The organism is Vibrio sp. M260118, assembly GCF_036533755.1.
GTDB lineage: Bacteria > Pseudomonadota > Gammaproteobacteria > Enterobacterales > Vibrionaceae > Vibrio.
On record NZ_JATABG010000058.1, the window covers coordinates 1 to 12,849 of the forward strand.

At 44.9% G+C, this 12,849-nt stretch carries 12 protein-coding genes and 2 pseudogenes; 3 read left to right on the plus strand and 11 right to left on the minus strand.

The window, feature by feature from the left end; genetic code table 11:
• The 5 genes and pseudogenes from QTO00_RS05860 to htpX form a co-directional block, all read right to left on the minus strand.
• Window positions 1-84: pseudogene (locus QTO00_RS05860) on the minus strand (DUF1365 domain-containing protein); the annotation flags it as partial.
• A gap of 1 nt (window position 85) precedes the next feature.
• On the minus strand, window positions 86-1,366 hold the full coding sequence (locus QTO00_RS05865; protein WP_331423603.1) for an NAD(P)/FAD-dependent oxidoreductase: 1,281 nt from the start codon (window positions 1,364-1,366) through the stop codon (window positions 86-88).
• A gap of 10 nt (window positions 1,367-1,376) precedes the next feature.
• On the minus strand, window positions 1,377-2,105 hold the full coding sequence (locus QTO00_RS05870) for an SDR family oxidoreductase (protein ID WP_331423605.1): 729 nt from the start codon (window positions 2,103-2,105) through the stop codon (window positions 1,377-1,379).
• Window positions 2,102-2,521, minus strand: a complete 420-nt coding sequence (locus QTO00_RS05875; protein ID WP_331423607.1) for a nuclear transport factor 2 family protein — start codon at window positions 2,519-2,521, stop codon at window positions 2,102-2,104. Before QTO00_RS05875 ends, QTO00_RS05870 begins: the two co-directional genes overlap by 4 nt.
• 170 nt (window positions 2,522-2,691) lie before the next feature.
• Window positions 2,692-3,555, minus strand: coding sequence for a protease HtpX (gene htpX / locus QTO00_RS05880; RefSeq protein WP_331423609.1), 864 nt, complete (start codon window positions 3,553-3,555; stop codon window positions 2,692-2,694).
• A gap of 280 nt (window positions 3,556-3,835) precedes the next feature.
• On the opposite strand from htpX, the gene QTO00_RS05885 reads away from it, so the two are divergent.
• Entirely contained in the window at window positions 3,836-4,024 is a 189-nt protein-coding gene (locus tag QTO00_RS05885) for a hypothetical protein (RefSeq protein ID WP_331423622.1), read from the plus strand.
• Between the two features lie 64 nt (window positions 4,025-4,088).
• On the opposite strand, the gene bioD is transcribed toward QTO00_RS05885, so the two are convergent.
• From bioD to bioB, 4 genes are read right to left on the minus strand one after another with little or no spacing between them, the layout of a single operon-like run.
• The gene (gene bioD / locus QTO00_RS05890) at window positions 4,089-4,772 is read right to left on the minus strand and encodes a dethiobiotin synthase (protein ID WP_331423611.1); all 684 of its coding nucleotides are present in this window, start codon (window positions 4,770-4,772) and stop codon (window positions 4,089-4,091) included.
• Complete coding sequence (bioC, locus tag QTO00_RS05895) at window positions 4,769-5,572, minus strand: malonyl-ACP O-methyltransferase BioC (protein WP_331423613.1); 804 nt, start codon at window positions 5,570-5,572, stop codon at window positions 4,769-4,771. The genes bioD and bioC overlap by 4 nt, the downstream gene beginning before the upstream one ends.
• Complete coding sequence (gene bioF, locus QTO00_RS05900; RefSeq protein ID WP_331423615.1) at window positions 5,569-6,717, minus strand: 8-amino-7-oxononanoate synthase; 1,149 nt, start codon at window positions 6,715-6,717, stop codon at window positions 5,569-5,571. The genes bioC and bioF overlap by 4 nt, the downstream gene beginning before the upstream one ends.
• Window positions 6,704-7,756, minus strand: a complete 1,053-nt coding sequence (bioB, locus tag QTO00_RS05905; RefSeq protein WP_331423616.1) for a biotin synthase BioB — start codon at window positions 7,754-7,756, stop codon at window positions 6,704-6,706. The genes bioF and bioB overlap by 14 nt, the downstream gene beginning before the upstream one ends.
• 132 nt (window positions 7,757-7,888) lie before the next feature.
• Between bioB and bioA the strand changes: the two genes are divergently transcribed.
• Window positions 7,889-9,166, plus strand: coding sequence for an adenosylmethionine--8-amino-7-oxononanoate transaminase (gene bioA, locus QTO00_RS05910; protein WP_331423617.1), 1,278 nt, complete (start codon window positions 7,889-7,891; stop codon window positions 9,164-9,166).
• Window positions 9,167-9,226: 60 nt separating this feature from the next.
• Here bioA and QTO00_RS05915 read toward each other — a convergent pair whose 3' ends face one another.
• On the minus strand, window positions 9,227-9,910 hold the full coding sequence (locus QTO00_RS05915; RefSeq protein WP_331423618.1) for a YccT family protein: 684 nt from the start codon (window positions 9,908-9,910) through the stop codon (window positions 9,227-9,229).
• A gap of 106 nt (window positions 9,911-10,016) precedes the next feature.
• On the minus strand, window positions 10,017-11,012 hold the full coding sequence (locus tag QTO00_RS05920) for a porin (protein ID WP_331423620.1): 996 nt from the start codon (window positions 11,010-11,012) through the stop codon (window positions 10,017-10,019).
• A 516-nt stretch (window positions 11,013-11,528) separates the two neighbouring features.
• Between QTO00_RS05920 and QTO00_RS05925 the strand changes: the two are divergent.
• Window positions 11,529-12,849, plus strand: a pseudogene (locus QTO00_RS05925) (ATP-dependent DNA helicase DinG); the annotation flags it as partial.

The following is a 12,849-nucleotide window of genomic DNA, read 5'->3' on the forward strand; positions in this document are numbered from 1 at the left end:
ATAGTTCAGCGCATGTTCGATTGGGGTAAAACGTCTATGCCTGACCTCTCCGACAAATAGGCAACTGCCTTTCACTTCCGCCATATCACGCTGCCCCTTGTGAACGAAGATTGGCATCTAGTAGATTGATACCTCGAACCACATCAAGAGCGCTACGCACACCATCTTCGTGAAAGCCGTTGTACCAATAAGCACCACAGAACCAAGTGCGAGACAAGCCATTGACCTCTTCACGTCGAGCTTGCGCTTCTATCGATTGCTGATTGAATACAGGGTGGTGATAAACAAAGCGTCTTAAAATCTTACTTTGGTCAATTTGCTCACCACTATTAAGTGACACACAGAATGTTTGAGGCGCTTCAATGTGCTGCAAAATATTCATGTTGTAGGTCAACGTTGGAGCTCTGCTATCTTCACCTTCGCTACCTTCTAACCAATAGTTCCAAGATGCCCAAGCCGCTTTTCGCTTAGGTAGTAACTGCTCGTCAGTGTGTAATATCACTTCATTGGCCTGATACGCTAATCCAGACAATACTGAACGTTCGGTGTCACTTGAGTCTTTAAGCAGGCTCATTGCTTGGTCACTATGGCAGGCAAAGATAACTTGATCGAAGCGCTCGCTTTGTCCATTGAAGTGCAATGTCACACCAGCTTGATCTCGAACCACTGAGTCGATAGGGGTACTCAGGCGTATTTTGTCAGCAAAACCTTGGGTCAACGGATCGATGTATGAACGTGAGCCACCTTTGATCACATACCACTGAGGACGGTTAGTCACATCGAGCAAGCCATGATTTAAGAAAAAGCGGGCAAAAAACGGTAGAGGAAAGGCTCTCATATCTGCGAGAGTTGATGACCATATAGCTGCCCCCATCGGCAAGATGTAGTTTTGACAGAAATAGTCACTAAAGCCTCGCGTGGATAAGAACTCACCGAGCGTTACTTCTGCCCCCTGTTGTTCATTCGCGATCTGTTTCACTTCCTTATTGAAGCGCAGAATCTCGAAAATAAAGGAGTAAAACTTAGGATTAAGCCAATTACGCTTTTGCGCAAACAAGGTGCTAATAGTATGACCATTGTACTCTAGGCCCGTACTGTCGTTTCTAACGCTAAAACTCATCTGGCTAGGTCTACCCTCGACACCAATCTCATCCATCAGCGCCATAAAGTTAGGGTACGTTCTGTCGTTGTAGACGATAAAGCCGGTATCAACCGCATAGGATTGCCCATCGAGTTCAACATCAACCGTGGCAGTGTGACCGCCAATGTAGTCATTCGCTTCAAACAGCGTCACGTCATGATCTTTGTGAAGATAGTAGCCGCAAGTTAAACCAGAAATACCTGTACCAACGATTGCAATTTTCATAGTGCTGTTCCTATCCTTGCGCCAATAGTTTAGAAGTAATCGCGTTCTGCCAGCGATAAGGCAAAACTCCGATTAAACGTAAAATAGAAGTGAATTTTTTAGGGAAATAGATGTGGCTCTTGCCCTGCTCTAACCCTTGACGGATCTCTTGTGATGCTCGCTGCGGCGACACCATCATCGGCATGTCAAACGTGTTTTTATCTGTCAGTGGCGTTTCAACAAAGCCTGGGTAGATTATCGATACCTCAATCCCCTTTGGTTTTAGGTCTAGTTGCAGGGTTCTTGCCAGATAACTCACAGCAGCTTTTGAAGCGCCATAGGCCTCAGCCCTAGGTAGAGCCACTTCGCTCGCGATTGACCCAACGATGGCAAGACGATGTCCGCGAGTTAAATGTTTTTGACAGCCTTCAATTGCATTGGTTAAACCAATCACATTGATCTCAAAAACCCGTTTAACCAACTGAGAGTCCATCTGTCCATCATCGATGTACTCACAATCACCTGCATTTAATATCCACAGCTCAGGTACGGATTCAATACTGCTTAATGCCGCGATAGTCGCATCACGGTCGGTAAGATCGAATGCCAAAGGTTGGATGTTGCTAAACGTTTCGCTCAACTCACTCAACTTGTTGCTGTTTCGTCCACAGGCATAGACTTTAAGGCCTTGGCTTGCGTAATCTTTGGCGAGCTGAAGTCCAATTCCTGAGGTCGCGCCGGTAATGAGTACAGTATTCATTTGCCCAACCTCGATTTAATGGTTTTTATCACCGATCCGAGCAAAGGCAGGTTCTCGTACAGCATCTCTCCGAGATCAAAATAATCACGATGATAAATTACACGGCCTTGAGAGAACTTCAGGTGGCTGACACCATTAACGTACACAACCTCACCTTTAGAAAGCTTGGGATGCTCTAACGCCATCTGCCATGTTAGAAAGCCGCTATCTCCCGTCTGCTGATGCTCTAAAATAGTAAAGTCGCAGCGCTTTACATTGGTGTATAAGGCTTCAAAGTAGCTTTCAAGCTCAAACCAGCCTTCTAACCTGTGGGCAGCATCCTCGAACACAACATCACTGTGGTAGACATCCTCTAACAAATGAAGATTAGATTTATTCAGTTGTTGATAGACCTGACTGACACCTTGTACATCCATGTAAACTTCCCCTTTGTCGTACATTGATTTTTTTTGTACAACATAAACATAGATGCTTTGTAAAAGTTGTACAAATTTTATTTTGTATAACTAGTACGAAAAGGTTTTAAAAAAGGATCAAAAAAGGCTTGGTCATTAAACCAAGCCTTTTCAATAAGTAACGTTTAGAACTAAGAATTGCGTAGCGCTGAAATACGCTTATCAAGTGGTGGGTGGCTCATCAATAACTCTGTCATCGAGCGCTTACCATTGATACCAAATGCCATCATAGAGCCTTCTAACTGAGGTTCATGGCTTACTTTTAGTCGCTCTAGTGCAGCAATCATCTTGTGCTTACCTACTAGTTGAGCCGCTCCTGCATCCGCATGGAACTCACGATGACGGCTGTACCACATAGTAATAAAGCTTGCTAGGAAACCAAACACCAGCTCAAGAACAATACTGACACCGAAGTACACCATCATATTGCTATCGCCTTCCTCTTCGTTGTCATTTGATGCAACGATGTTGGCGATAAAACGCGAAAGGAAGATAACAAACGTGTTCACCACGCCCTGCATTAGCGTCATGGTGACCATGTCACCATTAGCAATGTGGCTAACTTCGTGAGCTAGTACCGCTTCTGCTTCATCTCGCGTCATGTTGTGAAGCAGGCCAGTTGATACGGCAACCAAAGAGTCATCACGCTTAGCACCTGTAGCAAAGGCGTTGATGTCTGCGGAGTCATAAATCGCGACAGTTGGCATACCAATACCCACTTGCTCAGATTGACGACGCACAGTTTCTAACAACCAATGCTCTGTTTCGTTGCGCGGGCTTTCGATAACCATACCGCCCACTGAGCGTAGCGCCATGCTCTTTGACATCATCAACGAGATGAACGCACCACCAAAACCAAATACTGCAGCCATCAACAATAAACCAGATAGACTACCTGGCTGCATCCCCGTTACTGCATAAACGATATTTAGAACAACACTTAGTACCAGAACAACAGCTAAGTTGGTTGCAAGAAATAACATTACTCGCTTCATTACTTTTCTCCAAAAAAACGGAAGTATTTTATTATCGACCTAAAGCTCTCATTTAGGTCTGTTGTTAACCTAATAGATATAGTCTATCCCCTTTGATTACAAGGTTAAGCAGTAAATTGAAACATTTAATGTCTAGGAGTGTGATTTAAAAAATCCCGTGATTACAAAGGGTCACGTCAAGAATACTGAATACCCGTAGCTAAACTCGGTTTTTGCTTAGACTTTGGTCGTATTGTGACTCTGTCTCGACGTGCTAGATTTAAGGCAGATGAAAGAATCCATGCTTAAAGGGAACGAAATCATGGTTGAAACTAACGACTATCAAATGGCTATTGATCTACTGCGTTGTCACCTAGGAATCTCTGAAGACGAAGCGTTGCAACAACTAGGCTTGTCGGTGGAAGATAAAACCCAACAGCACATCGCAGAAACGCAGAGCGCCTTAATGGGGCTTGAACAAAACAAGTAACAGGCTCAATAACAAACAAGGCTGCCCGAGGGCAGCCTTGTTGTTTATTAGGTATAGAAAGCTCTTATCGATTTAAAAGTGGCGACACATCAATATATTTCGCCAGATCCTTACGCTTAACTTTTGGTACGTACGGGATCTCACCCAGTTTAGGCGCGTCAATTTTATGCTCTAACAGCTCAATAATCTCAGCATAGTGCTCTGTACCTGGATTAACTCGGTTAGCCACCCAACCAACAATTTCAACACCATCAGCTTTAATCGCATCCATAGTTAGAATCGCGTGGCTTAAGCAACCAAGCTTAATACCAACAACTAACACCACTGGCAGCTTCTCTTGCTGTACCCAACTTGATAAACACTCAGTTTCAGAAACTGGGACGCGCCAACCACCGGCGCCTTCTACAAGGACAATGTCTGAGTTTTGTTTATGTTGAGATAGTTTGTCACTCAGTTTTGAATATTCAATGACAACATTTTCACGTTTCGCGGCAATATGCGGCGAAGCAGGCAGCTCAAGCGCGTATGGGTTTACGTCGTCATACTCTACATCAACCGTAGCCGCTGCTTGTAAGAACAAAGCATCTGAATTGCGATAACCTTGTTCTGTTTTATCACTACCCGCTGCGACTGGTTTATAACCAATCGTTTTTAAATCCTTTTCAGCAAGCGCATTTAAGATTGCTTTAGAAGCAACCGTCTTTCCAACATCGGTATCCGTACCAGCAATAAAAAATGCATCAATCATAGATTAATAACCCCTAAACAGACCTGATATGTTGCAGGTAGAAGACCCTGCTGGTTCCGATAGGTTTGGTATTCATGTTCAACTTTCAGCAGTGCACTTCGACTTGTTAGCCCAGTAGCGCGTCCATCAATATGGGTCGCACCAATGCCTTTCAAGTCTCGCATAAGTGCAAAAGCTGTCTTGTACCAAACCGTGATTGGCGCTAAGTCTAGTTGATGCAAATGGCATTCAGATTGCGCTAACGCAATTTTTACCTGATTGGCTGAAATAAAGTCATTGACGTGTTGATATGAGTCAACTTTTGCCCACGCCTGCTTGAGTTCATAGAGAGAACCGTCCAATAACGTCGACAAGTACGCTTTACCAGAGGGCTTGGCGACTCGTTTTATCTCTTTGAGCGGCACGCTAAGGTCTTCACACCACTGCAAGGCAAGGCTAGAAAAAACGTAATCAAAGTGATTATTGCCAAACGGTAAACACTCCGCATCACCGATTTGATAGCTTATATTGTCCTCACCACATCGAACCTTTGCTTCGGCTAGCATGTTTTCAGAGATGTCGACACAAACGACTTGAGCACCACGTAGCAACAACTCGTTTGAGAAGTACCCTGTACCACATCCGAGATCTAGCACCACCTTTCCTGAGAGATCTTCTGGCATCATCGCTAAGAGGCGCTGTCCTACGTCGCGTTGAAATGCCGCATGCTTATCGTAAGTATTCGCTGCTCGCCCAAACGCATCCGCTATTGCCACTTTGTTGCTTGGTTGATTAGACTCAATTAATACTGCTTGATTCACTGTACATCCTCTATACAAAGCTGTTTCAATGTGTTGGCTAGTTTTATGACGTGCTGCTTATCATGGTTGGCGGTTAAGGTAATACGTAAACGCGCACTCCCCTCTGGCACCGTTGGCGGACGTATCGCCGTAACCCAAAGACCTTGCTCTCTTAGCCTATTTGCAACACGCACAGCATTTTGCGCCGAACCCAAGACAAATGGCTTGATCGGTGTTTCAGTTGGGCGATACCCATCCAAGTCAGCCAATTGCGCAGCATAACAATCTGACAGCTCGCCGATTTTTTCACGACGCCAGTTTTGTGTTTGAATCATTTTTGCTGCTTTAGTCAGTGCCACCGCTTGAGAAGGTGGAATCGCGGTCGAATAAACATGGTGTTTCGCAAACTGAGTTAAATAGTCGCCAAGCGATTCGCTACACATAATTGCCGCACCAGACAGTCCAAACGCTTTACCAAAGGTCACAATCAAAATTTCGGGTTTAATCCCTGCATAGGCGCAACTGCCCTGACCGTTCTGTCCCAAAACGCCAATACCGTGCGCATCATCGACCGCTAGCCATGAGTGTTTAGCTGTCACCTGCTGCATCTGGACGAGTGGTGATAAGTCACCATCCATACTAAACACGCCTTCAGTGATGACGAGCGCGTCTTTGGTTAGCAATGATTGGAGGTGCTCAACATCGTTATGCTTAAAACGCTTCATGGTCGCAGAAGAGAGCATACCGGCCTCAATGAGTGAAGCGTGATTGAGCTTATCTTGGAGTAGCAAATCGTCTTTCTGTAGCAATGTGAATATCAATGCCTGATTAGCCGAAAATCCCGAGCCAAACAGTATTGCACGCTCAAAGCCAAGCCACTGACACAACTCCTGTTCGAGCTCTTGATGAGCAGGGCTAAAACCTGTAACTAATGGAGAAGCGCCACTGCCGTTACCATAAAGATCTAACCCCTTCTGCCATGCTTTGGTCAGTTCCTTATCTGAGGCTAAACCAAGATAGTCATTGCTAGAAAAGTTAACAAAGCTAGCCTGATTGTGGACAAGCTCTGCCCCTTGGCCTGACAGAACTGGATTAAGTGAGCGGGTTAAGCCCTTAGCGTTGCGTTCGCTAAGGGCTAAGTTGATACGCTGATCAAACACTGGCATCGTAGAAAAGATCGTCTTTGGTAGGCCTTGCAGCAACACGTTCTACAACACGGTCAAGTAGATCGTTCTCTTCGATTTCATCAGGCTTTTGCGAAACTTGCTGGCTGTTGATACCTAGCTTATCGAACAACTGCATATCTTTGTCTTCAGATGGGTTTGGTGTGGTCAATAATTTGCAGCCGTAGAAAACCGAGTTAGCACCTGCCATAAAGCACAAGGCTTGCATTTGCTCATTCATGTTTTCACGCCCAGCAGATAAACGGACCGCTGATTTTGGCATCATTATACGAGCAATAGCGATCAAGCGGATGAAGTCGAACGGTTCAACATCATCTACCTCTTCTAAAGGTGTGCCTTTTACTTTAACCAACATGTTAATTGGCACACTTTCTGGGTGCGTAGGTAGGTTGGCTAGTTCAACTAAAAGGCCGGCGCGATCATTGGCACTCTCACCCATACCAATAATTCCGCCAGAGCATATTTTCATGCCCGCATCACGCACATGTGTCAAGGTATCTAGACGGTCTTGGTAAGTACGAGTTGTAATGATGCTGCCATAGAACTCAGGAGAGGTATCTAAGTTGTGGTTATAGTAATCTAAACCGGCATCGGCAAGAGATTTAGCTTGATCAGAAGTTAACATACCCAAGGTCATACAGGTTTCTAAGCCCATGCCTTTGACACCTTTGATCATTTCAGTAAGGTGAGGCATATCGCGCTCTTTCGGGTTCTTCCATGCCGCACCCATACAAAAACGCGTCGAGCCTGCACTCTTTGCTTTTTGCGCAGCATCGAGCACGCGCTCTACTTCCATCAAGCGCTCTTTCTCAATATCCGTCGTATAACGAGCACTTTGCGGACAGTATTTACAGTCTTCTGGGCAGGCACCTGTTTTGATGGAAAGCAGGGTACTGACTTGAACATGATTATGTTGTTGATATTGGCGGTGAACCATTTGCGCTTCAAACAATAGATCCATAAACGGCTTTTCCATCAAGCCACGAACTTGTTCTACCGTCCAGTTATGACGAACTTCCACATGCTTTCCTTTGATTATTGTTAGTTTAGTGACTTGGCTAGTCTACCGACACATTGTAGACTGTCAACACAACGAAATATCAAAAGTTTACATTTGATTAAATTTTAACCAACAAGATTTCTGGAACTAGGCATGGATCTCGCTTTCGATCGCCGTCATATATGGCATCCCTATACTTCTACCTTAACACCTCTGACCTGCTACCCCGTCACATCTGCTAACGGCGTTTACCTGCAATTGGAAGATGGAAAACAGCTGGTAGATGGAATGTCATCTTGGTGGTCGGCGATTCATGGTTATAACCACCCGCACCTGAACAAAGCAGCGCGCAGTCAGATTGATAAAGTATCTCACGTGATGTTTGGTGGCATCACCCACGAGCCTGCCATCAATCTATGTAAAAAGCTGCTTAACTTCGCACCAAGCAACTTGCAGCATGTTTTTTTGGCTGATTCTGGCTCTGTCGCCGTAGAAGTGAGTTTAAAAATGGCGCTGCAATACTGGCACGCCAAAGGTGAATCTCGTCCTAAGTTCCTCACCCTACGCGATGGCTACCACGGTGATACCTTTGCCGCTATGTCAGTCACTGACCCTGAAAATTCGATGCACTCTCTATATAAAGGCTTTCTGCCGGAGCATATTTTCGCCACGTCCCCAAAAACAGGATTCTGGCAACAGTGGGATGAAAACGATCTTGATGATTTCCGGGAAAAATTAGCCAAGCACCACCGTGAAATCGCAGCGGTGATCTTAGAGCCTATCGTGCAAGGTGCAGGGGGTATGAGAATCTACCACCCTAACTTCCTCAAAGGGGTAAGAGAGCTATGCGATCAATATGGTGTATTGCTGATCCTAGATGAGATCGCAACAGGCTTTGGCCGTACAGGAAAGATGTTTGCTTGTGAACACGCAGAGATTCAACCTGATATTTTGTGCGTAGGCAAAGCACTAACGAGCGGCTATATGACCCTCTCCGCAACCCTAGCTTCCAGTGACGTGGCCAATACCGTTTGCGGTGGTGAAGCTGGGTGCTTTATGCATGGCCCTACCTTTATGGGCAACCCACTTGCCTGCGCCGTTGCCACAGCCAGTATGGAACTGCTTGAAAAAGGCGAATGGCAGAGTCAAACCAAGCAGATCGAACAGCTGTTCTCACAACTACTGCCTAAGTTAGAGAAGTACGAAAGAGTGAAAGAGGTACGTTGGCTTGGCGCTATTGGGGTCGTTGAAACCACGACTGCGGTCAACATGGAGCAAATACAGGCGCTGTTTGTAGAGCAAGGCGTGTGGATTAGACCATTCGGTAAGCTCATCTATATGATGCCACCGTTTATTAGCGAGCCTGAGCATATAGAGAAGCTGGTGGGGGCGATTGAATGTGCGTTAAATGATGAAAAATGCTTTACTTAAGTCTCGAGCCGCGAGTGACTAGCAACTCGCGGCTCGAAACTCGAAACTTCAATCAGTTTGTTATTCTTGGTCAATCATCCAACGACGGAACGCTTTACGCTCTTCTTTAGAAGATTTTAGGTACCAGGCTTTTAGTTGGTCAACATTGCTAGATGCAACCGGCTTAGCTGGAGAGGCTTTTTCTACTTTGCTCGATGTTGAAGTTACCGCTGCTGTTGTCGTTGCTGCAACTGCAATAGCTTGCGCTTCAACTGGCTTGTCAACAAGCTGGCCGTTACTGAAGTAAATACCACGTTTTGCATTATGCTCCGCTACTCGCTTTTCTAAGCCAGAGAATGGCAAAAAGCCCGTTTTTCCTTCAATCATAGATTGTTCATAGTCGGTTAACTTGCCATCGATTTTCACAAACCATTTCGGCGACTCTCCTTCAAAAGCTCGCTGTGCTTCATTAATACTTCTTGCTACTGGGTGGTCAATCACTACCTCTTCACCGGTAACATTAAATGAAATAGCAAATGGCTTAGACGTAAACACATCGCTACTCGAACCTCGAGACATGTTCTTATTCATCCTTAACACAACTTGATTAAAGCCTTCGCTTATCTCATTTTCACCGATTTTACTCTCTGCTGACTGGCCATTGATATATAGAATATCTACCCCACGCTTTGGCGTCAATGTCGCGGCATTCGCTAAACCGAAAGTCAAGCTACTCAACATAGCGATTATAAGGCTGTACTTCATTATTTATCCCTATTTAACGGAAAGACGAGTAATATTTACATCAAAAAATAACAAAAGCCACCCTAGGGTGGCTTTTATGTGTTTCTAAGCTTTATCTAATTAAGAATTAGAATGTCGCTTCAACACCAATTGCTAGACCAGTGTTGTCATCAACACCATCTTGGTCAAGACCACCAACTTCTGCGTAAAGTTTAGTGTTAGGAGCAATACCGTAAGTCGTGTTTACGAACCAACGGTCAGCTTCTTCAGCTTTTACGTCGTGGTCGCCGATTGAGTAACCCGCAGCGAAGCCTAGTTTACCCATAGTGTAGTCAGCTGCAAATGCTACAACGTTGTTGTCTTTGTTGTCAGCATCAGCGTTTACAGCGTAGTAAGCTACTGAAAGTTTAACATTCTCGATACCACCGTAAACTGCTTCTAGAGCGTAAGCAGTGTCATCTTTCTTAGCTGCTGCATCTTCTGCATCGTATTGAGCAACAAAACCAGACAGGTCGAAACCAGCTACACGGAATCCAGCACGCGCATCGTAGTAAGTATCGCCGTTACCGTCTGCTACTACTGCACGACCGTTTGCTTTAAGAATGCTGCCTGAGTCTACTTTATTCTGTACAAAACCTAGAGTTGCGTAGAAGTCACCGTTATCGAAATCATAACGAACAGCTTCGTCATTACACTCGTTTGTGTTCGCTTCTAGAAGCTTAGAAATACCGAATGCTTCATCTGAACCGATACCTAGGTCATCAGCAGCAGTACAAGTACGGCCAAATTTGATTGAACCAGCTGTTTTGTGGTAAGCCGCAACGTAAGTGTCACCGTTACGAGTTACTTTTGAGTTAGTTGTTTCAGAACCGTTGAACTCCCAGTAAGCGCCTACTGACCAGTCGTCGTTAACTAGGTAACGGATGTCAAAGCCGAAGTCAGCGTCTTCAATGCGCTGCTCCATCTGGCTGTCGCCTTTAACGTCGTTACGGTAAACAACTTCGATATCACCTTTAAGGTTAACTGTGATGCCTTCTTCGTTGTATAGTTCGATAGCTGCGTTAGCAAAAGGTGCTGCTGCTGATGCTGCTAGAACTGAAAGAGCTACTAGAGTCTTTTTCATAATAATCCACTGCCTTTTCTATAGAATGGGAATTCCTTGTCCGGTTCCCTTTATGTTTTTTGATGGTAACTCCAGTCTCTTATGGACCAGATGTCACCTTCACTAAATTTCGGGGTCTAGATTGCAAAAGATTATCCGGCGTGTCAAATGTTCTAAAAAATCATGCTAAAAATACATAAAAACAATATATATCAATAATTTACATAAAGATTAGCACTTTTTTCGAGCCAGTTCATAGATTATAACAAGGATCATCAAACACCTCTCCAAACCTCCAGACCAGTCAATAATATCGAAAATGGTAAATTTTGAGAGCAATATCAGAATATATCACCAACAAGGTATTTCTTTTGGCGTGATATATTTTTTACATTTAGAATTAATTGTAAGTCTCTGAAGGTTCAGTTTTTTTTTGTGAACAAGATCCACATTTTGTTATTAAGCATTCTATTTCGTGAACTGAGTTGTACTTAGCGAACTGTGCTATGATGCTTCACCCGCTTTATAGGTCACAGTATGATAACCAGTAAAATCCAACAATCTATCCGCACTAGTTACCAAAACCTGCAGTCACAGCTCGAAAATTTTGTCCCCCGTCGAGCTCAAAACTATCTTGTTGCAGAGATCGCTAAAACACTATGCGGCGAATATCACAAATCTACACGCATGATTGTGGCCGAGGCGGGAACCGGAATTGGCAAATCTCTCTCTTATTTAATGGCCACAATTCCGGTTGCTGTACTTAACAATCGCAAAGTAGTGATCTCGACGGCTACCGTCGCGCTGCAAGAACAGCTAATCGGCAAAGATCTGCCTCTATATAGAAGGCTCACAGACAGAGAGTTTTCATTCATTTTGGCTAAAGGCCGTCAACGCTATTGCTGTGCAGAGAAACTCGCATCGGCCAGTGGTGTCGATGGTGGTCAACTGGCGATGTTTGAAACCAAGCCTAAGCAGAAAGAAATCGAGCTACTGCAAACCATGTACAAGTCTTTGACGCAAGGTAAATGGGACGGTGATCGAGACAGTTGGCCGAAACCAATTAAGGATGAACTGTGGCAGATGATTGTCAGTGACAAACATAGCTGCAACCTAAGCCTTCCAGCACATAGAGACTGCCCTTTTCAAAAAGCGCGCTCTGAACTAGACAAAGCTGACGTGATTATTGCCAACCATAGTTTGGTTATGGCCGATGCCGATCTTGGCGGCGGTGTGATACTTCCAGAACCAGAGAATACCATTTACGTTTTTGACGAGGCGCACCACCTACCTCATGTTGCCCGAGATCACTCTTCAGCTGCCGCCAGTCTGAAAGGCGCCGCAAGTTGGTTAGAAAGACTCAACCAATCAGTGACTAAATTTGCCAATATGGCAGATGAAAAGCGTGTCGCTAGATTTCGCAACGAGTTGCAAGATTCAGTTCAGCAACTAATTCCTTCACTGAGCCAGTTGGCCACGCGCTTCGACCCCACCCAATTTGAAGAGAACGTCTACCGCTTCGAAAACGGTGAATTACCTAGCTGGTTAGAAGATGAATCCAAAACACTTAAAAAGCTCACTCAAAAAGGTGCACAAGCAGTGGCTAAAGTTGCCGACCTAATTTCTGAGCGAGTAAAAGACGGCGAATTGTCTAACCGCTTGGCCGAACCAGCTCTCGCAGAGCTTGGCTTTTATATCCAACGTATGGACAACTTAGCGAAAGTTTGGCACCTAATGGCAGAGCCTTTACGCGAAAAAGGTGCCCCTCTCGTGCGCTGGTTAGAGATAAGTTCAGAACGTGAAGGCGATTTTGTCGTCAACGTTTCCCCGCTTGAAGTTGGTTGGCAACTCGACCAAC